The sequence below is a fragment of the Blautia sp. DFI.1.216 genome, assembly GCF_020594215.1.
GTDB classification, from domain to species: Bacteria; Bacillota; Clostridia; order Lachnospirales; family Lachnospiraceae; genus Blautia_A; species Blautia_A wexlerae.
The window spans coordinates 1-22,827 of record NZ_JAJDML010000045.1 but is presented as its reverse complement, the minus strand read 5'-3'; the positions used below and the strand labels follow the sequence as shown (position 1 = coordinate 22,827).

General features: G+C 43.5%; 19 protein-coding genes and 2 tRNA genes. 18 read left to right on the top strand and 3 right to left on the bottom strand.

The annotated features are described in order from the left end of the window. Window positions 1-88: 88 nt before the first annotated feature. The 5 genes from LJE11_RS14800 (at window position 89) to LJE11_RS14780 (ending at window position 5,425) form a co-directional block, all read left to right on the top strand. On the top strand, window positions 89-1,222 hold the full coding sequence (locus tag LJE11_RS14800) for an ABC transporter ATP-binding protein (RefSeq protein WP_055153285.1): 1,134 nt from the start codon (window positions 89-91) through the stop codon (window positions 1,220-1,222). Window positions 1,223-1,283: 61 nt separating this feature from the next. After that, on the top strand, window positions 1,284-2,141 hold the full coding sequence (locus tag LJE11_RS14795; RefSeq protein ID WP_022379913.1) for a carbohydrate ABC transporter permease: 858 nt from the start codon (window positions 1,284-1,286) through the stop codon (window positions 2,139-2,141). Further along, complete coding sequence (locus LJE11_RS14790; RefSeq protein WP_022379914.1) at window positions 2,141-3,064, top strand: carbohydrate ABC transporter permease; 924 nt, start codon at window positions 2,141-2,143, stop codon at window positions 3,062-3,064. Before LJE11_RS14795 ends, LJE11_RS14790 begins: the two co-directional genes overlap by 1 nt. A 48-nt stretch (window positions 3,065-3,112) precedes the next feature. Continuing rightward, window positions 3,113-4,444: an ABC transporter substrate-binding protein gene (locus LJE11_RS14785; RefSeq protein WP_022379915.1), complete on the top strand. Its 1,332-nt coding sequence runs from the start codon at window positions 3,113-3,115 to the stop codon at window positions 4,442-4,444. Between the two features lie 237 nt (window positions 4,445-4,681). Further along, complete coding sequence (locus LJE11_RS14780) at window positions 4,682-5,425, top strand: glycerophosphodiester phosphodiesterase (RefSeq protein ID WP_025580173.1); 744 nt, start codon at window positions 4,682-4,684, stop codon at window positions 5,423-5,425. 121 nt (window positions 5,426-5,546) lie between these two features. On the opposite strand, the gene LJE11_RS14775 is transcribed toward LJE11_RS14780, so the two are convergent. Continuing rightward, window positions 5,547-7,028 (bottom strand): DUF1846 domain-containing protein, encoded by a 1,482-nt coding sequence (locus LJE11_RS14775; protein ID WP_022379917.1) that lies wholly within the window; start codon window positions 7,026-7,028, stop codon window positions 5,547-5,549. A gap of 320 nt (window positions 7,029-7,348) precedes the next feature. Between LJE11_RS14775 and ftsH the strand changes: the two genes are divergently transcribed. From ftsH to LJE11_RS14755, 4 genes are all read left to right on the top strand, one after another. Beyond that, window positions 7,349-9,319, top strand: a complete 1,971-nt coding sequence (gene ftsH, locus LJE11_RS14770; protein ID WP_008705891.1) for an ATP-dependent zinc metalloprotease FtsH — start codon at window positions 7,349-7,351, stop codon at window positions 9,317-9,319. A 125-nt stretch (window positions 9,320-9,444) separates the two neighbouring features. Continuing rightward, window positions 9,445-11,307 (top strand): excinuclease ABC subunit UvrC, encoded by a 1,863-nt coding sequence (gene uvrC, locus LJE11_RS14765; RefSeq protein WP_008705890.1) that lies wholly within the window; start codon window positions 9,445-9,447, stop codon window positions 11,305-11,307. Window positions 11,308-11,573: 266 nt separating this feature from the next. Further along, window positions 11,574-12,509: an HPr(Ser) kinase/phosphatase gene (gene hprK / locus LJE11_RS14760; RefSeq protein WP_008705888.1), complete on the top strand. Its 936-nt coding sequence runs from the start codon at window positions 11,574-11,576 to the stop codon at window positions 12,507-12,509. Between the two features lie 30 nt (window positions 12,510-12,539). Beyond that, entirely contained in the window at window positions 12,540-13,484 is a 945-nt protein-coding gene (locus tag LJE11_RS14755) for an ROK family glucokinase (protein ID WP_008705887.1), read from the top strand. A 119-nt stretch (window positions 13,485-13,603) separates the two neighbouring features. On the opposite strand, the gene LJE11_RS14750 is transcribed toward LJE11_RS14755, so the two are convergent. Continuing rightward, window positions 13,604-16,195: a transglycosylase domain-containing protein gene (locus LJE11_RS14750; RefSeq protein ID WP_008705886.1), complete on the bottom strand. Its 2,592-nt coding sequence runs from the start codon at window positions 16,193-16,195 to the stop codon at window positions 13,604-13,606. A gap of 201 nt (window positions 16,196-16,396) precedes the next feature. Between LJE11_RS14750 and LJE11_RS14745 the strand changes: the two genes are divergently transcribed. Continuing rightward, on the top strand, window positions 16,397-17,053 hold the full coding sequence (locus tag LJE11_RS14745) for a YigZ family protein (RefSeq protein WP_008705884.1): 657 nt from the start codon (window positions 16,397-16,399) through the stop codon (window positions 17,051-17,053). Between the two features lie 54 nt (window positions 17,054-17,107). On the opposite strand, the gene LJE11_RS14740 is transcribed toward LJE11_RS14745, so the two are convergent. After that, window positions 17,108-17,626, bottom strand: a complete 519-nt coding sequence (locus LJE11_RS14740; RefSeq protein ID WP_020993454.1) for a peptidylprolyl isomerase — start codon at window positions 17,624-17,626, stop codon at window positions 17,108-17,110. Window positions 17,627-17,719: 93 nt separating this feature from the next. Here LJE11_RS14740 and tsaE point away from each other — a divergent pair, with 93 nt between their 5' ends. From tsaE to LJE11_RS14700, 8 genes are all read left to right on the top strand, one after another. Next, window positions 17,720-18,154, top strand: coding sequence for a tRNA (adenosine(37)-N6)-threonylcarbamoyltransferase complex ATPase subunit type 1 TsaE (gene tsaE, locus LJE11_RS14735; protein ID WP_008705880.1), 435 nt, complete (start codon window positions 17,720-17,722; stop codon window positions 18,152-18,154). Between the two features lie 9 nt (window positions 18,155-18,163). Further along, a complete protein-coding gene (tsaB, locus tag LJE11_RS14730; protein WP_008705879.1) occupies window positions 18,164-18,892 on the top strand; it encodes a tRNA (adenosine(37)-N6)-threonylcarbamoyltransferase complex dimerization subunit type 1 TsaB in 729 nt (242 codons plus the stop codon). Continuing rightward, on the top strand, window positions 18,889-19,326 hold the full coding sequence (gene rimI, locus LJE11_RS14725; RefSeq protein ID WP_008705878.1) for a ribosomal protein S18-alanine N-acetyltransferase: 438 nt from the start codon (window positions 18,889-18,891) through the stop codon (window positions 19,324-19,326). Before tsaB ends, rimI begins: the two co-directional genes overlap by 4 nt. Window positions 19,327-19,411: 85 nt before the next feature. Next, on the top strand, window positions 19,412-20,320 hold the full coding sequence (locus LJE11_RS14720; protein WP_008705877.1) for a ribonuclease Z: 909 nt from the start codon (window positions 19,412-19,414) through the stop codon (window positions 20,318-20,320). Window positions 20,321-20,393: 73 nt separating this feature from the next. After that, window positions 20,394-21,413, top strand: a complete 1,020-nt coding sequence (gene tsaD / locus LJE11_RS14715; RefSeq protein WP_008705876.1) for a tRNA (adenosine(37)-N6)-threonylcarbamoyltransferase complex transferase subunit TsaD — start codon at window positions 20,394-20,396, stop codon at window positions 21,411-21,413. Between the two features lies 1 nt (window position 21,414). Further along, complete coding sequence (gene ispD / locus LJE11_RS14710; RefSeq protein ID WP_008705875.1) at window positions 21,415-22,107, top strand: 2-C-methyl-D-erythritol 4-phosphate cytidylyltransferase; 693 nt, start codon at window positions 21,415-21,417, stop codon at window positions 22,105-22,107. A gap of 174 nt (window positions 22,108-22,281) precedes the next feature. Continuing rightward, window positions 22,282-22,367 (top strand) — tRNA-Ser (locus LJE11_RS14705). 161 nt (window positions 22,368-22,528) lie between these two features. Next, window positions 22,529-22,618 (top strand) — tRNA-Ser (locus LJE11_RS14700). Window positions 22,619-22,827 lie beyond the last annotated feature (209 nt).

The following is a 22,827-nucleotide window of genomic DNA, read 5'->3' as shown; positions in this document are numbered from 1 at the left end:
TAACTGAAAAGGTATTGCCAAAGCAGCCCGACAAAAAAATATCAGTGAAAAATATTAATCGTAAAAGCAGGAGAGGAAAGGAAATCAAATGTCGGAAATCATATTAAGAGACATCTGCAAAAGCTATGAAAACGGCTTTCAGGCAGTAAAGAATTTTAATCTTGAAATAGAAAAAGGAGAACTGGTAGTTTTCGTTGGTCCGTCCGGATGCGGAAAGTCAACCACACTTCGAATGATCGCAGGACTGGAAGATATCAGCGACGGTGAATTATGGATCGGAGACAAACTGGTCAACTATCTGGAACCAAAAGAGCGCGACCTTGCAATGGTTTTCCAGAGCTATGCTCTCTATCCACAGATGAATATTTACGATAACATTGCTTTCTCTTTGCAGGTAAGAAAAGTACCGAAAAAAGAGATTGATAAAAAGGTTCATCATGTAGCAGAACTTCTGGGACTGGAAAATCTGCTGAAACAAAGACCAAAGAATCTTTCAGGTGGTCAGCGTCAGCGAGTAGCCATCGGAAATGCTATCATCCGTGAGCCGAAAGTACTTCTTATGGATGAGCCATTATCCAATCTGGATGCCAAACTTCGTACCCAGATGAGAGTAGAACTTGCAGGTATTCACAAAGCACTTGGGAACACCATTATTTACGTCACTCATGATCAGACAGAAGCAATGACTCTGGGAGACAGGATCGTAGTGATGAATCAGGGAGCAGTACAGCAGGCAGATACTCCGCAGAACCTGTATGCTTACCCAGTAAATCGCTTTGTTGCAGGATTCATCGGTTCTCCATCTATGAACTTTATCAAAGGTCTGGCAATGGAAAAGGTAGGAATCCCTACATTCCGTACAGAGAACGACGGAGACATCCCAATCCCGGATTTCTTATGGAAAATCCTGAAACGTCAGGGCTATGTTGGAAGAAACATTGAACTCGGAATCCGTCCGGAACATTTTCTGGAAAAACCCGCAGAAGCAGATACCAGAGGAGAGTGGAAAATGGAAGTCACAGTCACAGCCAGAGAACTGCTTGGGGCAGAAGTAATTCTTCATTTCAATCACGATGGTCAGGACTGCTGTGCAAAAGTTTCCGGTGACAGTCTGCTTGATAAAGGCGATAAAGTAACACTCTGGATCGACATGGCATACATTTCAGCATTTGATCTGGAAACTCAGGAGAATATCACTCTGAGAAAAGGGATGTTTTCATAAGCAATGATATTGTTCAAAAGTTCAATATAAAACTCATAAAAACAGGAAAGGTGTTCAATACATGAAGAAGTTAAAAAACACAGGTGCCTACGCATACCTGTTTCCAAGCTTTTTGATCTTTGGAATCTTCTTATTCTACCCGTTTTTTAAGACTTTATACTTAAGTCTTTTTAAAACGAATAAGATGGGACAGGCAAAACTATTCGTAGGACTTGGCAACTACAAAGAATTATTACAGTCATCCTCATTCTGGAACAGTCTGGCAGTTACCCTGATCTTTGTTGTGATCGTAGTTGCAGTCAGTATGATCCTGGGACTTACAACAGCAGTCCTCTGCAACAAAACATTTCCGGGAATCCGTTTTTTCAGTACTGCATATGCACTGCCAATGGCAATCGCATCCAGTTCAGCAGCAATGATCTTCAAGATCATGCTTCATCCATCCGTAGGAATCATCAATAAGATTTTTCATCTGGATATCAACTGGGTCAGTGATCCGAAATACGCACTGATCTGCGTAGCAGTTCTTACTGCATGGCTTAACAGTGGAATCAACTTCCTGTATTTTTCAGCAGGATTAAGTAACATTGATGAAACTATTTATGAACGAGCTTCCGTAGACGGCGCAAGTTCATTCCAGAAATTCTACCGCCTGACACTTCCGGGACTGGCACCAATGATGTTCTACACATTAGTGGTAAACATCATTCAGGCATTCCAGTCATTCGGACAGGTCAAGATTCTGACACAGGGTGGTCCCGGAGAATCCACAAACCTGATCGTGTATTCCATTTACAGAGATGCCTTCTTTAACTATCGTTTCGGAAGTGCAGCAGCCCAGTCAGTGGTACTTTTCCTGATCGTGCTGGTACTTACTCTGGTAATGTTTAAAATTGAGAAAAAAGGAGTGAAATATTAATGTCACAGTTAGGCAGCATCACTGCTGAAAAAGAAAAACAGATGGATCTGGAACGCCAGAGGTTTCAGGAAGTAAAAGCAAAAATGCTGGCGCAGCAGAAATATAAAAGAGCGGCCAGAACTGCCGGACACATTGTCTTAAATATTGTCGTGGCATTAATTGTTCTTCTGCCTCTTTTATATGCAGTAAGTATTGCATTTATGCCATCCGGTGAACTTTTTACTCTGGATATGAATATCCTGCCCAAACATCCGACATTGGAGAATTTCCGACAGGCACTGCAGAAGGTTCCACTGGTTCGTTTTGTAGTAAACTCTTTCCTGGTAGCAGGTCTCATCACTTTCGGACAGATCATTTCCTGTTCACTGGCAGCATTTTCCTTTTCCTTCCTGGACTTCAAAGGAAAAAATGTGCTGTTTATGCTGGTGATGGCAACTATGATGATTCCGGGAGAGGCAACGATTATTTCCAATTACCTGACAGTCAGCGGATGGAACTGGCTGGATTCCTATCAGGTACTGATCGTGCCCTATCTCACATCTGCAATGGGAATCTTTCTGTTCAGACAGTTTTATCTTACATTTCCGATTTCGCTGTATGAATCAGCGAAGATTGACGGCTGCTCCAATCTGCGATTTATCTGGCAGATTCTGATGCCGCTGACAAAATCAGCAATGGGAGCTATGGCAGTGTACACATTTATTAATGCATGGAATATGTACATGTGGCCATTACTTGTGACAGGATCAGACAAGATGCGTACTGTACAGATCGGTATCGGTATGCTGGACAGCGTAGACTCCCAGTCTATTACATTGATGATCGCAGGCGTAGTACTGATTATCCTTCCGTCCATTTCCATATTCATTGCAGGACAGAAGCAGCTGATCAGAGGTATGTTCTCAGGTGCCGTAAAAGGCTGAGAAATAGAGAAAACAAAAACAAACAACATGAAAAGAAAGAGGTAAGTTATGAAGCGTAAACTCGCAGTATTATTAACAGCAGCAACAGTATTCAGCGCAATTCTTCCAACTACCTGCATGGCAGCAGAGAAAAAGGCAGACATTCCGGAGGGAACAACGATTTCATTCTGGCACGCAATGGGCGGTGTCAACGGGGAAGCACTGGACTATCTGGTAAATAAATTTAATGAAGAAAATGAATATGGAATTAAAGTGGATTCTCAGTATCAGGGAGAATATGACGATGAGATCAATAAGTTAAAAAGTGCCCAGCTTGGAAATATGGGAGCTGATCTGGTGCAGATTTATGATATCGGAACCCGTTTCATGATCGATTCCGGATGGGTGATCCCAATGCAGGACATGATTGACAGCGAAGGATATGATGTATCTGATCTGGAACCAAATATCACAGCTTATTATACAGTAGATGATAAATTATATTCCATGCCATTTAACTCCTCTACACCGATTCTTTATTACAACAAGGATATGTTTGACAAAGCAGGTGTGACAGAGGTACCTACAAGCCTTGAGGGAATCGCAGAGGTTGCAGATGACCTCGTAAACAAAGGCGGTGCGGGAGAAGCATTATCCATGGGAATCTATGGATGGTTTTTCGAAGAGTTTATGTGCAAACAGGGTCTGCCATATGTAGATAACGGAAACGGACGTGAGGCAGCAGCTACAAAGGTTGCATTCGATGAAAACGGAGGTGCACTGAATATTCTTAATGAGTGGAAGAAACTTTATGACGCAGGCTATGCACCAAACGTAGGAAGAGGCGGAGATTCTGGACTTGCAGATTTCTCTTCCGGAAAAGCAGCTATGACATTAGGTTCCACAGCGTCCCTGAAACAGATTCTGCAGGATGTAAACGGTTCCTTTGAAGTAGGTACCGCATACTTCCCATCCATTACAGATGATGATAAAGGTGGTGTATCCATCGGTGGTGCTTCTCTCTGGATGCTTGACAACCAGGATGATGCAAAGAAAGCAGCTACATGGGAATTTGTAAAATATCTGGTATCTGCGGAATCACAGGCATACTGGAATGCACAGACAGGATACTTCCCTGTAACAACAGCAGCACATGACGAGCAGGTATTCAAAGACAACATTGCAAAATACCCACAGTTCCAGACAGCCATTGACCAGCTTCATGATTCTGCACCGGAATATGCAGGTGCACTTCTCAGTGTATTCCCGGAAGCACGTGCGATTGTAGAAACAGAGATTGAGAATATGCTCAACGGAAAAGAATCTGCAGAGGATGCGGTGAGCAAAATGGCTTCTGATATGAACAAATCCATCGAAGATTATAACCTGCTGAATGAATAAAAATATTGATAACAGTACATTGAGAAGTGTTATAATCATTCACAGGAAAAATATTTATACTTAAATGAGGACAGGGGGCTGCGTATGCGGTTCCCTGTTTATGAAGATTTACGGTAATTTCCACAATATGACAGCCTGGCTGTCCGGGTATTTTGCAAAAAAGCGGAGATGGAAAAGGTGAAATATATTATTGGGGGAGTATTGTAAATGAATTTTATATAAGAGAGGCATATAGAAATGACAGAAACAACAAAGAGAACAACAAAAGTATGGGCACACAGGGGTGCCAGCGGATACAGACCGGAGAACACTCTGGAAGCATTTGAACTTGCCATCAGACAGGGCGCAGATGGAATCGAACTGGATGTACATACTTCCGCAGACGGCGAACTCATCGTTATGCACGACGAAAACGTAGACCGTGTCACAGACGGAACCGGACTGATCAAAGATATGACACTGGCTCAATTGAAAGAATTAAAAGTCAGTACACCCGCAGAACCATCGGGAATTTATCACATTCCAACTCTGGCAGAAGTACTGGAGCTCATGCGCACCACAGATATGATGGTAAACATCGAACTAAAGAACAGCATCTGCTTCTATCCGGGAATGGAAGGGAAAATCCTGAAACTGGTAAAAGAAATGAACATGGAAGACCAGCTGATCTATTCCTCCTTTAACCATTACAGCCTGTTACAGTTAAAACAGCTGAATGACCATGTACAGACCGGAATCCTTTTCAGTGACGGATGGGTAAATCCAGCCATGTACGCCAAAAATCTCGGAATCAACGCCGTACATCCTGCAGTTTATCACCTGAAATACCCACAGTTCATAGAAGAAGTCAAACGTGCCGGACTGAAAATGCACGTATGGACTGCCAACAAACCAGAACACATCCAGCTGGTAAAAGACGCAGGTGCAGAAGCAGTCATTACCAATTATCCGGACAGAGCGATTGAGATTATAGAGAAATAAAAAATTCCTGCCTGTTCATATGAAACTGTCATATGTTCAGGCAGGATTCTTTCTTGTATCATTATATAGATATTGTGGATTTTCAGAGTTTTCTGCTGCTATTTGAAAACCATTTCAGAAATTATTTCTGCAGTTTCTTAGAATGCTCAGATTTCGGCTCACAGGTAAGTTCAACACCCAGCTTACGGAACTCCAGGATATCCACCTGAGACAGAAGTACGGAAGTATGAACCTGGCAGCCTTTTAATTTCGGAATCTGCTGCAGGGCTAGCTTCGCATCTTCATTATCTGCGGCACTGATGGAAAGCGCGATCAGAGTTTCATCAGAGTGAAGTCTTGGATTTTTGCTTCCAAGGTATTCTGTCTTGAGCGCCTGGATCGGTTTTAATGCTTCCGGAGAGATAACATGTTTGTCATGATCGATTCCTGCCAGTTCTTTCAGTGCATTCAGAAGCAGTGCTGAAGATGCACCAAGAAGTTCAGAGGTCTTACCTGTAACAATACGTCCGTCAGGAAGTTCCATGGCAGCAGCAGGTGCACCTGTTTCTTCTTCACGTTTCAGTGCTGCAGGAACCACCTTGCGTTCTTCGATGGTCACATGAGCCTGTTTCAGCAGAAGCTCAATCTTATAAACTTCTTCTTCGCGGCCTGTTCCGCGAACCAGAGCTTCCATGCTCTTATAATATCTGCGGATGATCTCCTGACGTGCAGCTTCCTTGCAGACTTCATCATCAACGATGCAGTTACCGGCCATATTAACGCCCATATCTGTGGGAGATTTGTAAGGGCACTCGCCCATGATTTTTTCAAACATAGCCTGAAGAACAGGGAAAACTTCAACGTCACGGTTGTAGTTAATAGTAGTCTCACCATATGCTTCCAGATGGAACGGGTCGATCATGTTCACATCATTTAAGTCAGCAGTAGCTGCTTCATATGCCAGATTTACCGGATGCTTCAGCGGGATATTCCAGATTGGGAAAGTTTCAAATTTGGCATATCCTGCCTTGACACCGCGCTTGTATTCATGGTAAAGCTGAGAAAGGCAGGTGGCCATTTTTCCGCTTCCGGGTCCTGGAGCAGTGATGACAACCAGTGGTCTTGTTGTTTCGATATAATCGTTCTTGCCATATCCCTCATCACTTACAATAAAGGAAGTATTATTCGGATAACCCGGGATCAGATAAAGCACGTATACTTTGATTCCAAGCTTCTCCAGACGTTTCTTAAACGCATCTGCGCTTTCCTGTCCGGAATACTGGGTGATGCAGACACTTCCGACATAGAGTCCGCGCTCGGTAAATACTTCCATAAGGCGGAGTACATCTTCATCATAAGTGATACCCAGGTCACCTCTGACTTTATTTTTATCAATATCAGCAGCGCTGATTACAATAACGATCTCTGCCTGATCAGAAAGCTGCATCAGCATACGCAGTTTGCTGTCCGGCTCAAATCCCGGAAGAACTCTGGAAGCATGGTAGTCATCAAAAAGCTTGCCGCCAAATTCCAGATAAAGTTTGTTTCCAAACTGGTTAATACGTTCCCGAATATGTTCGGACTGCATTTTCAGATACTTGTCGTTGTCAAATCCTATCTTCATTTGTTCATTTCCTTTCCTCATCACATTTTTAGTACTGCTCATTTAGAATATCCCGTGACATACAGCGCAAATTTATGCGGTCAGCATAAATTCTGTGTATTGCGGAGTGCATTAGCGGGAACGAAGTGAGCAGTAATCAGTTTGTCAATAGTATACTACAAATAAAGCCATTTGTAACAGGTGAATTTGTAAAACTTCATATAAATTTTATAGGGTTTATAGAAAGATATGCACAACCGGACACAATTTTCACAATCTCGCAGTTGATTTATACCCGAATTCTCTTTATAATAAGAACGATAACGTTTAGGAGGAATGAAATGGATAATCATATGGATAACAATCCGAATGGCAATCGTCCTGATAATAATAAAGGTCCGGGCAGACAGGACCCGAACAAGAATCATCAGTCGATACTGGCCTTTCTGGTATGCCTCCTGGTAACTCTGGTATGTTTCGCCATGTTTACCAATATGCTCAAGGATAATTCGAGTGAGATCACTTATGATAAATTTATTGAGATGGTAGATGATGGAGATGTGAAAGAGGTTACGCTTCAGTCAAATACACTGACGATCACGCCGAAACATCAGTCATCAGGATTTTCAGAAGAAGTTTATTATGCCAATCAGATGGAGTCAGTAGATAAGCTGACGGAGAGACTTGAGGGAACAGGAATCAAGTTTGAGTATAAGAAGCCGGATGCAGCAGGGGAAATTATTTCTATGCTGGTCAGTGTACTTCTGCCAACGATTCTGCTCTTTGTACTTCTGACGGTATTTATGCGCCGCATGAATAAGGGCGGTGGAATGATGGGCGTTGGAAAGAGCCGCGCCAAAGCCTACATTCAGAAAGATACAGGAATTACTTTCAGGGATGTGGCAGGGCAGGATGAGGCCAAGGAATCACTGCAGGAGGTGGTGGATTTCCTGCATAATCCCGGCAAGTATACCACCATCGGAGCGAAGCTGCCGAAAGGAGCTTTGCTTGTAGGACCTCCGGGAACCGGTAAAACACTTCTGGCAAAGGCAGTAGCAGGAGAGGCACATGTGCCGTTTTTCTCTCTGTCAGGTTCTGAGTTTGTGGAGATGTTTGTAGGTGTGGGTGCATCACGTGTCCGCGATCTCTTTGAGGAAGCAAAGAAGAATGCACCATGTATCATTTTTATTGATGAGATTGATGCAATCGGAAAGAGCCGAGATTCTCATTATGGCGGCGGCAATGATGAGCGCGAGCAGACCCTGAACCAGCTTCTTGCGGAAATGGACGGATTTGACACTTCAAAGGGACTTCTGATCCTGGCTGCTACTAACCGTCCGGAGGTTCTTGATCCGGCACTTCTTCGTCCGGGACGTTTTGACAGACGTGTCATTGTGGACAGACCGGATCTGAAGGGAAGAATCGAGATCCTGAAGGTTCATGCAAGAAATGTATATCTGGATGAGACTGTTGATTTTGAGAACATTGCACTTGCAACTTCCGGGGCAGTGGGTTCGGATCTGGCTAATATGATCAACGAGGCTGCTATCCTTGCTGTTAAGAGTGGACGCAGTGCAGTATCCCAGAAAGATCTTCTCGAAGCTGTTGAAGTAGTTCTGGTAGGTAAAGAGAAGAAGGACAGGATCCTCAGTGCACAGGAGCGCAGGATCGTATCCTATCATGAGGTAGGACATGCACTGGTAAGCGCCCTGCAGAAAGATGCAGAGCCTGTACAGAAGATTACTATTGTGCCGAGAACAATGGGGGCACTTGGTTATGTAATGCAGGTACCCGAGGAGGAGAAATATCTCAATACAAAGAAGGAACTGGAAGCAATGCTTGTGGGATATCTTGGCGGACGCGCAGCAGAGGAACTGGTATTTGATACTGTCACAACCGGGGCAGCCAATGATATTGAGCAGGCTACCAAGGTGGCAAGAGCCATGATCACACAGTACGGTATGTCCGACAAGTTCGGACTTATGGGTCTGGCTACACAGGAGAATCAGTATCTCAGCGGAAGAACAGTGTTAAACTGTGGCGATGACACTGCCACAGAGGTTGACCATGAGGTAATGGTACTTCTCCATAATTCTTATGAGGAAGCCAAGAGACTGATCGGCAGCCACAGAGAAGCACTTGATAAGATTGCTGCTTACCTGATCCGCAGGGAAACCATTACAGGTAAGGAATTTATGAAGATTTTCCATGCGGCAGAGCGTGGAATCGAGATTCCGGAAAATCTGGATGATCTGGTAATTCCAGAGGAAAAACAGAATACAGTAACGCTGGATAAGCCAGAGATTCAGTGATACAATAACAGAGTCGGAAATGAAATAATTTCCGGCTCTGTTTTCGTATCACAGGAAATTACGCTGTAATATCTCATGGATACGAAAAGCGTTCAGGGCAGGATTTTTTGTATAGAGGAGAGTTTATGTTTCAGATAGAAGAAGAACTGAAAAAACTTCCGGGTAAGCCGGGGGTTTATATTATGCATGGGGAGAAGGACGAGATCATCTATGTTGGAAAAGCCGTCAGTCTGAAAAACAGGGTGCGTCAATATTTCCAGAGCAGCAGAAATAAGGGCGCAAAGATTGAACAGATGGTTACCCATATCACCAGATTTGAGTATATTATCACAGATTCGGAACTGGAAGCCCTTGTGCTTGAGTGTAATCTGATCAAGGAGCACAGACCGAAATATAATACCATGCTCAAAGATGATAAGAGTTATCCGTTTATCAAAGTCACAGTAAATGAGGAATATCCCAGAGTCCTTTTTGCCAGAAGAATGAAGAAAGACAAGGCGAAATATTTCGGACCATATACAAGTGCCGGGGCTGTAAAAGATGTGATCGAGCTTGTGCGAAAACTTTATAAGGTGCGATCCTGTAATCGGGTACTGCCAAGAGATTGTGGGAAGGACCGTCCATGTCTGTACTATCACATGAAACAATGCAGTGCGCCATGCCAGGGCTATGTGAGTTCAGAAGAATATAAGAAAAATATCGCAGAACTGCTGAAATTTCTCAATGGAGACTTTAAGGATACGATTGATATGCTTACCGACAAAATGATGGCAGCTTCCGAAGAAATGCGTTTCGAGGATGCCATGGAATACCGGGATCTGATCCGCAGTATCCAGAAGATTGGAGAACGCCAGAAAATTACAGGTTACGGAGAGGAAGATAAGGATATCATCGCAGTTGCCATGGATGAAAGCCTTGATCTGCGGGAGCAGGATGCTGTTGTACAGGTATTCTTTGTCCGGGGAGGCAAACTGATCGGGCGGGAGCATTTCTATCTGCGTGTGGCGCGTGGCGATACAAAGGCTCAGGTATTATCCAGCTTTATGAAGCAATTTTATGCCGGAACTCCGTTTATCCCACGTGAGATCATGCTGCAAAAAGAAATCGAAGATGCCAAGATCATAGAGGAATGGCTTACAGATCGAAGAAAGCAGCGAGTCTATATCAGGGTACCGAAGAAAGGTACGAAAGAGAAGCTGGTAGAGCTGGCAGAAGAGAATGCAAAAATGGTTCTGGATAAAGACAGAGAGCGTATCAAACGTGAAGAAGGAAGAACCATCGGAGCAGTTCATGAAGTGGAAGAGTGGCTTGGACTGTCGGGAATCAGGCGTATGGAGGCTTATGATATTTCCAATATCAGTGGTTTTGAATCTGTAGGTTCCATGGTTGTCTATGAGAAAGGAAAGCCAAAGCGCAGTGATTACCGCAAATTTAAGATAAAGTGGGTGCAGGGACCGAACGACTATGCAAGTATGGAAGAAGTACTTACCAGACGATTTACTCATGAGGGAAAAGATGAGTTTGACAGCTTTTCTATTATGCCGGATCTGATCCTGATGGATGGTGGAAGAGGGCAGGTGAATATTGCGTTAAAAGTCCTGGAAATTCTGGGAATAGAGATTCCTGTCTGTGGTATGGTCAAGGATGACCATCACAGAACCAGAGGACTGTATTACAATAATCTTGAAATTCCCATTGATACAGACAGTGAAGGCTTCCGCCTGATCACCAGAATCCAGGATGAGGCGCACCGTTTTGCCATTGAATTTCACCGATCTCTGAGAAGTAAAGAACAGGTGCATTCCCTGTTGGATGATATCCCTGGTATCGGTGAAACCAGGCGGAAAGCATTGATGCGGAAATTTAAGTCTGTTGAGAATATCAGAGATGCATCATTGAAAGAACTTGCGGAGACAGAAAGCATGAATGCAGGAAGTGCACAGAAAGTCTATGAATTTTTTCATGGAGCTAGTGTACCGACAAGTTGATTGTTTCAAGAATCAACTTGTCGGCACACTGGTGAGAAAAAAATATAAAATATGTAAAAATATTTCTGGGTTCTTCTACATATTACCCAAAGACTCTCGCTTTTTGTAATTGAAGTTGTATATAGTGATGTGATATAATAAAAAAGACGTGAAATTTACTATGAAAGTTTCGGACGACAGCTATAAATGAGTTATGTCTGTATGAGCAGGTTTTGAGATAGCGGACAGACCGGGCTTTCAGATTTTGAACTGAAAAGGAGAAATAAATGAAGGGTGTACAGTTGACAAAATTAGTTCAGGAACTGGGACTTCACAACCTGACTCCTGAAATTGATCTGTCTGAGATTGTGATCAAGACAGCGGAGATCAACAGACCGGCATTGCAGCTGACAGGATATCTGGAGCATTTTGCAAATGAACGGGTACAGATCATCGGATATGTAGAGTATACTTATCTGATGCAGCTCAGTGATGAGGAACGGAAATTTAAATATGAAAGATTTATTTCTAGCAAGATTCCCTGTGTAATTTTCAGTACAATGACAAGACCATCACAGGATATGATCGATCTGGCAGTTAAATATAATGTTCCGACTTTCGTGACAGAGCGTACAACTTCCAGCTTTATGGCTGAAATTATCCGCTGGTTAGGTGTACAGCTTGCACCATGTATTTCCATCCATGGTGTGCTTGTGGATGTATATGGTGAAGGTGTCCTGATCACAGGTGAGAGCGGAATTGGCAAGAGTGAGGCTGCGCTGGAACTGATCAAACGAGGACATCGTCTTGTCAGTGATGATGTTGTAGAACTTCGTAAAGTCAGTGATGTGACGCTGGTGGGTTCGGCACCGGATATCACAAGACATTTCATTGAGCTTCGTGGTATTGGTATTATCGATGTCAAAACTCTGTTTGGTGTTGAGAGCGTTAAGGATACACAGTCTGTGGATCTGGTTATCAAACTGGAAGAGTGGGACAGAGACAAAGAATATGACCGTCTCGGCCTGCATGAGGAATATACAGAGTATCTTGGAAATAAGATTGTATGCCATTCTCTGCCTATCCGTCCGGGACGTAATCTGGCTATTATCGTTGAATCTGCGGCAGTTAACCACAGACAGAAGAAGATGGGATACAATGCAGCGGAAGAGCTGTACAAACGTGTTCAGGCAAACCTTGCAAAGAAACGTGAAGAAAAATAACTTAAAGTAATTTGGAGGATATCAGATATTATGGGAAAGTATTGTTTTGGAATTGACGTTGGTGGTACATCTGTAAAATGTGGACTCTTTCAGACAGACGGAGTCTTAGTTGAGAAATGGGAAATTCCTACACGTAAGGAGAACAGTGGAGAAGCAATCCTGCCGGATATTGCAAAGACAATCCTTGACAAGATCGCAGAGCGTAAGCTGGATAAAGAAGAAATCGACGGTGTGGGAATCGGGGTACCGGGACCTGTTAATGAGAGAGGGGAAGTGCCATGTGCGGTAAACCTTTTCTGGGGCTTTAAAGAAGTTACTAAGGAACTGACAGAACTGACAGGACTTCCGTCCAAAGCAGGAAACGATGCCAATGTAGCAGCACTTGGCGAAGCATGGAAAGGCGCAGCAGCAGGAGCTAAGAATGTCATTCTTGTAACTCTTGGAACAGGCGTTGGAGGTGGAATCATCGTTGATGGAAAGATCGTTGGCGGTGCTCATGGTGCAGGCGGAGAGATCGGTCATGCAGCAGTTAACCATGAAGAAAAAGAAGCCTGCAACTGTGGTAACTGTGGATGTCTGGAGCAGTATGCGTCTGCAACAGGTATCGTTCGCGTGGCACAGAGAACTCTGGCTGCTACAGATGAGCAGACTGTTCTTCGCAAATTTACAAAACTTTCAGCAAAGAATGTTCTGGATGCTTTTAAAGAGGGCGACAAAGTAGCCTGCGATGTTATGGCACAGGTAGGAGAAATGCTTGGCGGAACACTTGCTATGTTTGCATGTGTGACAGATCCGGAAGCCATCGTTATCGGCGGTGGTGTTTCCAAAGCCGGACAGCCATTGATTGACTGTATTCAGAAATACTATGAGAAATATGCTTTTACAGCATGCAAGAAAACACCGATCATTCTTGCAACTCTCGGAAATGATGCAGGTATTTACGGATCTGCGCGTATGGTTATTAAAGAAGTATAATATCTGAGAATCAATTTTGAAAATATATAAAAAATCCACAGTCCTGAGTTGACAGGACTGTGGATTTTTTGCAGTACAGGAACATCATTCGGAGGTGCTCCTGTACCGGTATTTTTGTATTAATAATAGTCGACCTGATAAGAGGAATCATCCTCGTTACCGTCACCGTTGTCATCGCTTCCGCCGGTATTATCAGTACCATCGTCACCGCTGTTACCGTTGTCATCAGTATTGTTACTGTCACCACTGTTGTCGGTATCTCCATTGTCGGAGTTTCCGCTGTTATCAGTGTCAGTGGTGTTGTCAGTCTGATCAGAGGAATCTGTATCATAATTATAGTCATAATCATCACTGTCATAGAAATGCTGGTCACAGTATTCAGTAGGCATGGTACCTACGTCAAAGTATTCAGTGATCACCGGACAGCCGGCTCTTGGAAGAAGTCCGGTTTCCTCGCAGACACTTAACTTTTCTACACTTGCAGGCTTCTCGAATTCTTTGGAAGGAAGTCCCTCATGGATACGAGTCATAACCTTTTTCCATAAAGCTTTGTGGAAGTTACGCGCATAATCAGGTAATTTCTCATTGTTGTCATAACCGGACCATACTGCGCATGTATAATATGGTGTATAACCCACAAACCACAAGTCGTTATAGGCTTCGGTTGTACCTGTTTTTCCGGCAACAGGCATATTGTCAAGCTGGCAGGCTGTACCTGTACCCTGTTTTACAACATCCTCCATTGCACTGGTGAGAAGAAAAGCAGTACTTTCTTTGATTACGGAACGTTCGGCAGCAGTATTCTCGATCAGGACGTTTCCATTGTGATCCAGGATTTTTGTATAATAAATCGGTTTGATGTAGTTTCCACCGTTTGCGATGGCTGCATAGGATGCACACAGTTCAACATTTGTGACACCGCGGGTGATGCCGCCAAGCGCAGTGGCAAGGTTTGCATCGCTCCATACATTACCATTGGCATCTTTGTCAGCCTCTGTTCCATGAGCAAGGGTTGTAAAACCAAAGTTGTCCAGATATTTCAATCCAAGATCAGGAGTTACTTTTTCCAGACACTTGACGGCTACAACGTTAATGGAATTCTGGATCGCAGTACGGATCGTGGTTGTTCCGTTGTAAGAACGGGTTGCGTTGTTTACAGGGGAACCATCCGGATATTCATAAGGTTCGTCTTCAAATGTTGTTGCAAGAGTCATGCCTTTTTCATTTAAAGCAGGTGCATAAGTGGACACGATCTTAAAGGTAGAACCAGGCTGTCTGGTAGTGTCCGTTGCCCGGTTCAGTGTAAGACTTGCTGTTTTCTCTCCACGACCACCGATCAGAGCTTTTACATAGCCGGTATGCTGGTCGATCACACTCATGGAAGACTGTGGCTGAGGTGCGAAATTGACACGCTCTGCAAGAACTTTACTTCCGTTGGCGAGTATGCTTGCCTTATATTTGTCTACATAAGTCTGTCCATCTTCCGGGGAATCGAACAGAAGATCGAAATCGGGATCCTCATTCTGAAAATAAAGCTGCAGCATTTCCTTACTGTAGTTTACCTGATTTCCATCAGGATCGGTAACCGTCAGGGCATAGTCAAGTTCATACTGGACAGTGTCCGGATAATTGGAAGGATCTGCATATTCCTCATCCAGGATATTCTGGATCTTGGAATCCTGTGTTGTATATACTTTAAGTCCGCCGCTGTAGAGAAGATTGGTTGCCTGTTTTTTGGTGTAACCTTTGATATTCATCAGGTCGTTGATGATCTGATCTGTCAGTTCATCTTCAAAATATGTGTAAACAGTATTCTCAGTGCTGGAGTTCTTTTCCTGAGCGGCCTGGATACGGGAATAAACATCATCTGCAAGAGCTTCATCATACTGATCCTGAGTAATATAGTTCTGATCCAGCATATGCTGGAGAACTTCCTTGCGTCTCTTCCTGTTGCTGTCAGGATTGATGATCGGGTTAAATTTCGTCGGGTTCTGTGTGATACCTGCCAGAGTTACACATTCAGAAAGATTCAGATCCCATACATCCTTGTCAAAATACTGTCGTGCGGCAGCCTGTACACCGTAGGAACCGGCACCCAGGTTAATTGTGTTCAGGTAATTCTCAAGAATGGTGTCTTTATCAGTTTTTTTCTCAACCTGGACAGCAAGGTACTGTTCCTGGATTTTTCGCGTAAATCTTTCCAGCTGAGTAGATTCACTGGTCCAGTTGGTAAATACGTTATTCTTAAGAAGCTGCTGTGTGATCGTACTGGCACCTTCTGAGAAATCTCCGGTAGTGAGAGCTTTCATTCCGGCACGAAGAATACCTTTTACGTCAATACCGTTATGTTCATAGAAACGTTCATCCTCAATTGCGACAACTGCATGCTGCAGATCAACAGGTATCTGATCGAGAGTGACAGGCAGTCGGTTGGAATCCGGAGCAGCCAGTTTACGGATCTGATTCCCTGCATCATCGTAGAGAAAGGTTGCATAGCCCAGTGGCATAATATCAATATCATCAACATCAGGAGCAGTATCAATTACACCCCTGAATGACCCCACACCCAGACAGGTTACTGCGATGCAGAGTGCTATCAGTGATACGAACAGGACTCTGATGAAAGAAACTCTGGCGCGCTTTCCCATCATGGAAGAACGGGAAATCAGTGCCGTCCGTTTCTTTGCAGTCGACTTTTTACCGTAGTTCATGTTAAACCTCCTTTATAATCCGTTCTATTATATCAAATAAGAATAAGTAAATAAAGCAGAAAAATAAAAATTCACAATTGCTTTTGGATCTTTTTAATGGTTATTGTGTTTTTTTACAGGATTAGTATACACTGTGCTGGCACATTTTTGTAATTCATGGTACACTGAGTCAATAAGAGAACGGAAAGAGGAGTATGAGACATGCTTGAGAAATATAAGACAGTTTACGAGGGCGGGGAAGGCGAGATCGTGGAAAAGAAATCCAGATTTATTGCTACAGTGCGTCCTGTACAGACCGAAGAGGAGGCACTGGCCTTTATAGAGGAAATGAAGAAGAAATATTGGGATGCCAGACATAACTGCTATGTATATTCGGTGGGAAAGAACAGGGAATATACCAGATGCAGTGACGATGGTGAGCCGTCAGGCACTGCGGGAAGACCAATGCTGGATGTAATCCTGGGGGAAGATATTTATAATGTGGCAGCAGTAGTTACCAGATATTTTGGAGGGATACTTCTTGGAACAGGAGGTCTTGTCAGAGCATATTCCAGGAGTCTGCAGGAAGGTCTTGCCGCCAGCACAGTGATTGAGAAAACCTACGGAATTTCTATGGAAGTAGTTACGGATTATACCGGGATAGGCAAGATTCAGTATATTGCCGGAGAACAGAAATTACCGATCCTTGATTCTGAATACACTGACAGGGTAGTTCTGCATTTGCTGGTTCCGGCGGATCAGATTGCATTTGTAGAAAAAGCAATCACCGAGGGAACAAATGGAAGAGCGAAGATGAAGAAAGAGAAAGATCTTTACTATTCAGTGATTGACGGTGAAGTGAAAGTATTTACGGACTGATAAAATATGCCCCATGCAGCCTGAAAACTGCATGGGGCATAAACAGTCAGCGAATCAGCATTTCTCCGGTTCCGGATAATCAACACCGAAAGTTTCTACTGTCATGGATTTGATTTTCTGCTCGTCAAGCGGACGGTCGCTGTAATCGGTATCTTCTTCTGCAATACGGTTTACAACATCCATTCCTTCAGTGATCTTGCCGAATGCAGCATAAGCACCGTCAAGATGCGGAGCATCTTTGTGCATGATAAAGAACTGGCTTCCTGCTGAGTTTGGATGCATGGCGCGTGCCATGGAAAGAACACCTGCAGTATGTTTCAGATCATTTTTAAATCTGTTCTGAGTGAATTCACCCTTAATGCTGTATCCCGGACCGCCCATACCTGTTCCGTCCGGGCATCCTCCCTGGATCATGAAACCGTTGATCACACGATGGAAAATAAGTCCGTCATAGAAGCCTTTTTTTACAAGACTGATAAAGTTATTAACTGTATTCGGTGCAATCTCAGGATATAATTCTGCTTTCATCACATCGCCATTATCCATGGTAATTGTAACTATCGGATTTGCCATAGTTTCAAGTCTCCTTTTCAAAAAGTATTGTATTTCGCTGTTCGCTCTATTATAATATGCAAAGAACAATTCTGCAAGAAAAAGGTGGAAAAGATGATTATAGAGACAAAAACACCACAGGAAACATTTGAGGTGGGAAAGAAGATCGGAGAGAATGCGAAACCGGGTCAGATTTATACTCTGACAGGTGATCTTGGAGTTGGAAAAACCGTATTTACCCAGGGGGTTGCGGCAGGGCTTGGAATCACAGAGCCTATCTGCAGCCCGACATTCACGATCATTCAGGAATACGAAAGCGGACGTCTTCCTTTATATCATTTTGATGTTTACCGTATCGGTGACATTGAGGAAATGGAAGAAATCGGATATGACGATTATTTCTTCGGACAGGGAATCTGTCTGATCGAATGGGCTGATCTGATTGAAGAAATCCTTCCGGAAAAGCTGATCAAAGTAACCATAGAGAAAGATCTGGAGAAAGGCTTTGATTATAGAAGGATTACAGTGATTGGTCCGGAGAACAGTTAGGAGGTAGAAATGAAAATTTTAGCTTTGGACAGCTCAGGAATTGTTGCATCTGTAGCAGTTGTGGAAGATGATACATTACTGGCTGAGTATACTGTAAATTATAAGAAAACACATTCTCAGACTTTGCTTCCGATGTTAGATGAGATTGTGAAGATGACGGAACTGGAACTGGAATCCGTAGATGCTATTGCAGTGGCAGCGGGACCGGGATCCTTTACAGGACTCCGTATCGGCTCGGCAACAGCCAAAGGCCTGGGACTTGCCCTGAAGAAACCATTGGTAGCAGTACCGACAGTAGATGCACTGGCATATAATCTTTATGATGCACAGGGATTGATCTGTCCGATCATGGATGCCAGAAGAAAGCAGGTATATACAGGAATTTACAGATTTGAAGAGCATCAGCTTATGACTTTGAAAGAACAGTGGGCAGCACCGATCGAGGAACTGCTGGAAGAACTGAATCAGAGAGGAGAGATGGTTACATTTTTGGGAGACGGTGTACCTGTATTTCGTGAACTGATCGCAGAGAAACTGCAGGTTCCGTATTCTTTTGCACCGGCTCATGTAAATAAACAGAGAGCAGCGGCAGTGGCAGCTCTTGGCAGTATTTATTATAAAGAAGGACGCACAGAGACTGCTATGGAACATATCCCGGAATATCTCCGTGTTTCCCAGGCAGAGCGTGAGCGTGCAGAGAGAGAAAAAGAGCAGAAACCGGCAGGTACAAAAATATGATCCTGCGGGAAATGCTTGTGGATGACCTGGATCAGGTAATGGAGATTGAGCAGGATCTTTTTCATGTGCCATGGACAAAAGAAGGTTTTTTTACTTTTCTGACCAGGGATGATGCCATGTTTCTGGTGGTGGAAGAGAAAGAAAAGATTCTGGGTTACTGCGGTCTTCTTATGGTTCTGGATGAGGGAGATATTACCAATGTGGCTGTGCGCAGGGACAGACAAAAAGAAGGAATTGGCGCTTTTCTGATGCAGAGCCTGATCCGCCTTGCAGCAGAGAGGGAGGTTACGACAATCCATCTGGAAGTACGTGTGGGAAATGAGACTGCAATTCGTCTCTATGAACGTATGGGATTTACCGGAGATGGAATACGTAAGGCATATTACAGTGATCCTGTGGAGGATGCGCTGCTTATGACCAGACATCCCGAATGAAAAAGAAATGAAAGCAGAAAAAATCAGCAGCCGGACCATACACCTTTTAAGGGAATTGCCGGAAGCTGGAAAATAGAGGGAATATATGTTAGATGTATGTTTAGTTGGAACCGGTGGAATGATGCCTCTGCCTCGCAGATGGTTGACTGCGCTTATGACAAGATATAACGGGAGCAGTCTGCTCATTGACTGTGGTGAAGGTACTCAGGTAGCAATTAAGGAGAAGGGATGGAGCTTTAAACCTATTGATGTGATTTGTTTTACTCATTATCATGGAGATCATATCAGCGGGCTTCCGGGACTTCTTCTTACTATGGGAAATGCAGACCGCACAGAACCATTGACTCTGGTAGGTCCCAAAGGTCTGGAGAGAGTAGTCAATGCACTTCGCGTCATTGCACCGGAGCTTCCGTTTGAAATTAAATTTATTGAGATTACACAGCCGGAGCAGGTCATTGAATTAAATGGCTATCGTATTACGGCTTTTAAAGTGAACCATAATGTACTCTGTTATGGCTATACCCTTGAGATTCTCCGCCAGGGAAAATTCTCGGCTGAGAGAGCGAAAGAGCAGGATATTCCACTGAAATACTGGAATCCGCTCCAGAAAGGGCAGACCATCGAAGCAGACGGTATTACCTATACACCGGAGATGGTACTTGGACCTGCGAGAAAAGGAATCAGGCTTACTTATACAACAGATACCAGACCAACAGAATCTATCCTGCGAAATGCAAAGGAATCGGATCTGTTTATCTGTGAAGGAATGTACGGAGAAGATGACAAAGCAGACAAAGCACGCGGATACAAGCATATGACTTTCCGCGAGGCGGCGGTTTTGGCTCGTGATGCCCGGGTAAAGGAGATGTGGCTGACACATTACAGTCCGTCTCTGGTCAGACCGGATGAGTTTATGGATAAAGTTCGTGAAATTTTTCCAAATGCATATCCGGGAAAAGACGGAAAGAGTCTGGAATTAAATTTTGAGGAATAATATGTCACTGAAACTGATTATGAACAAGTAGTAAAACGGATGACTTATCCGTCGGATATATGAGGAACAGAAAATGAAAGATACATTAATTCTTGCAATTGAGAGTTCCTGTGATGAGACTGCAGCTTCTGTTGTCAAAAACGGAAGAACTATTCTGTCAAATGTGATTTCTTCACAGATCGCTCTTCATACTTTATACGGTGGGGTAGTGCCGGAAATTGCTTCCCGTAAACATATTGAAAAGATTAACCAGGTAATTGAACAGGCACTGGCAGATGCAGATGTAACTCTTGATGATCTGGATGCAATTGGTGTCACTTATGGTCCGGGACTTGTAGGTGCACTTCTTGTGGGCGTTGCTGAGGCGAAGGCAATTGCTTATGCAAAGAAGCTTCCACTGGTAGGGGTCCACCATATTGAGGGCCATGTGTCAGCAAATTATATTGAACATCCGGATCTTGAACCTCCATTTTTATGTCTGATCGTGTCAGGAGGACATACACACCTTGTGATCGTTAAGGATTATGGAGAATTTGAAATCCTGGGACGTACCCGTGATGATGCTGCAGGCGAAGCTTTTGACAAAGTTGCAAGAGCTATCGGACTGGGATATCCGGGAGGACCAAAGGTAGACAAGCTCTCTAAAGAGGGAAATCCCAATGCAATTGAGTTTCCAAAAGCTAAAATTGGAGATTGTCCGTACGATTTCAGCTTCAGTGGTGTAAAATCAGCAGTGTTGAATTATATTAATCATGCGCAGATGACCGGAGAAGAGATAAACAGAGCAGATCTGGCAGCATCTTTCCAGAAAGCGGTAGTTGATGTGCTGGTGGAGCATACAATGCTTGCAGCCAAAGATTATGGGATGACTAAGATTGCAATTGCAGGCGGAGTGGCTTCGAATGGAACGTTAAGAGCGGCAATGGAAGAAGCATGTAAGAAAAATAATTACAGTTTTTATCGGCCGTCACCGATCTTCTGTACAGACAATGCAGCAATGATTGGAGTAGCTGCTTATTATGAATATATTAAAGGTACACGTCATGGCTGGGATCTGAATGCTGTGCCGAATCTTAAACTGGGAGAGCGTTGAGATGTCAGAAAGAAATACGGCCATTGTTCTGGCAGCAGGGCAGGGAAAAAGAATGCACAGTAAAGTACAGAAGCAGTTCCTGGAGATACAGGGATACCCGGTTCTGTATTATTCCCTGCGCTGTTTTCAGGAAAGTCCGCTGATTCAGGATATTATTCTTGTGACAGGAGAGGAATCTATCTCCTACTGTAAAGAAGAAATCGTGCAAAAATATGGATTTACAAAGGTATCGGCAGTAATCCCGGGAGGAAAAGAACGCTATGATTCTGTCTATGCAGGTCTTTGTGAATGCAGAGACTGTGAATATGTATTGATCCATGACGGTGCAAGACCTTTTGTGACAGAAGAAATTCTTAAACGTGGTCTGCAGAAAGTGAAGGAAACAGGTGCATGTGTGATTGGTATGCCTTCTAAAGATACAGTCAAACTTTCTGATGAAGAGGGATATGTAAAAGAAACTCCAAACAGAAAGTGTGTGTGGACAATTCAGACCCCGCAGATTTTTTCGTATTCACTGATACGTGAGGCTCATGACAGCATTCGTCAGAAAGATATGAGCAAAATTACAGATGATGCCATGGTAGTAGAGCAGGAGACAGGGGCAAAGGTTGCTCTGGCAGAGGGATCTTATCAGAATATTAAGATCACAACACCGGAGGATCTTGATATCGCGGAAGCATTTTTGAAACATTAAAGAATGTTTTGTGATTGAAAAATGCCGTATTTTAGCGGGTTTTATGGGAAACCTGGGAAGATAAAAATAAAAATTGAAAAAAATGTAAAAAAGTTGTTGACAGATGCGGGTATTGATGCTAGAATATCACTTGCGTCGGCGGTGAGAACACAACGAACGCAGTCAACAACATATGGAGAGATATCGAAGTGGTCATAACGAGGCGGTCTTGAAAACCGTTTGTCCGCAAGGGCGCGTGGGTTCGAATCCCACTCTCTCCGCTTGCCAAGTCACTTAAAAAGTTTTGAAAAAAGTACTTGACAAACAAATGAAAAGTGCGATATAATGCACAAGGTTCTTCGGTGAAAACGAAGAGAACTAAATAAAGACACGAGAGTGTGAAGAAAGTCGTTTCTGTGAAACGACGAATCTAGGGCAATTTGGAGAAGTACCCAAGCTGGCCGAAGGGGCTCCCCTGGAAAGGGAGTAGGTCGTTAATAGCGGCGCGAGGGTTCAAATCCCTCCTTCTCCGTTCTTTCTTGAGAAAAGAAAGTAAAAAAGTTCTTGACAAAGCAAAAAGGTTATGATAAACTTGAAAAGCTGTTGAAAAGAACAAATGTTGAAAAAGTTTGAAAAAACTTATTAAAAAAGTTCTTGACAAACAGAAGACAACATGTTAAAATAGCAAAGCTGTCGCAAGACAGACAACCTTGATAACTAAACAGTGAAACACATACGATT

What these genes read in the sequence shown, in the direction of transcription:
- LJE11_RS14795 (WP_022379913.1), top strand. Translation starts at nt 1,284, where the DNA reads ATGAAGAAGTTAAAAAACACAGGTGCCTACGCATACCTGTTTCCAAGC.
- LJE11_RS14775 (WP_022379917.1), bottom strand. Translation starts at nt 7,028, where the DNA reads ATGAAGATAGGATTTGACAACGACAAGTATCTGAAAATGCAGTCCGAA.
- LJE11_RS14780 (WP_025580173.1), top strand. Translation starts at nt 4,682, where the DNA reads ATGACAGAAACAACAAAGAGAACAACAAAAGTATGGGCACACAGGGGT.
- LJE11_RS14720 (WP_008705877.1), top strand. Translation starts at nt 19,412, where the DNA reads ATGTTAGATGTATGTTTAGTTGGAACCGGTGGAATGATGCCTCTGCCT.
- tsaD (WP_008705876.1), top strand. Translation starts at nt 20,394, where the DNA reads ATGAAAGATACATTAATTCTTGCAATTGAGAGTTCCTGTGATGAGACT.
- tsaE (WP_008705880.1), top strand. Translation starts at nt 17,720, where the DNA reads ATGATTATAGAGACAAAAACACCACAGGAAACATTTGAGGTGGGAAAG.
- tsaB (WP_008705879.1), top strand. Translation starts at nt 18,164, where the DNA reads ATGAAAATTTTAGCTTTGGACAGCTCAGGAATTGTTGCATCTGTAGCA.
- ftsH (WP_008705891.1), top strand. Translation starts at nt 7,349, where the DNA reads ATGGATAATCATATGGATAACAATCCGAATGGCAATCGTCCTGATAAT.
- LJE11_RS14740 (WP_020993454.1), bottom strand. Translation starts at nt 17,626, where the DNA reads ATGGCAAATCCGATAGTTACAATTACCATGGATAATGGCGATGTGATG.
- LJE11_RS14800 (WP_055153285.1), top strand. Translation starts at nt 89, where the DNA reads ATGTCGGAAATCATATTAAGAGACATCTGCAAAAGCTATGAAAACGGC.
- LJE11_RS14785 (WP_022379915.1), top strand. Translation starts at nt 3,113, where the DNA reads ATGAAGCGTAAACTCGCAGTATTATTAACAGCAGCAACAGTATTCAGC.
- LJE11_RS14755 (WP_008705887.1), top strand. Translation starts at nt 12,540, where the DNA reads ATGGGAAAGTATTGTTTTGGAATTGACGTTGGTGGTACATCTGTAAAA.
- ispD (WP_008705875.1), top strand. Translation starts at nt 21,415, where the DNA reads ATGTCAGAAAGAAATACGGCCATTGTTCTGGCAGCAGGGCAGGGAAAA.
- uvrC (WP_008705890.1), top strand. Translation starts at nt 9,445, where the DNA reads ATGTTTCAGATAGAAGAAGAACTGAAAAAACTTCCGGGTAAGCCGGGG.
- LJE11_RS14745 (WP_008705884.1), top strand. Translation starts at nt 16,397, where the DNA reads ATGCTTGAGAAATATAAGACAGTTTACGAGGGCGGGGAAGGCGAGATC.
- rimI (WP_008705878.1), top strand. Translation starts at nt 18,889, where the DNA reads ATGATCCTGCGGGAAATGCTTGTGGATGACCTGGATCAGGTAATGGAG.
- LJE11_RS14790 (WP_022379914.1), top strand. Translation starts at nt 2,141, where the DNA reads ATGTCACAGTTAGGCAGCATCACTGCTGAAAAAGAAAAACAGATGGAT.
- LJE11_RS14750 (WP_008705886.1), bottom strand. Translation starts at nt 16,195, where the DNA reads ATGAACTACGGTAAAAAGTCGACTGCAAAGAAACGGACGGCACTGATT.
- hprK (WP_008705888.1), top strand. Translation starts at nt 11,574, where the DNA reads ATGAAGGGTGTACAGTTGACAAAATTAGTTCAGGAACTGGGACTTCAC.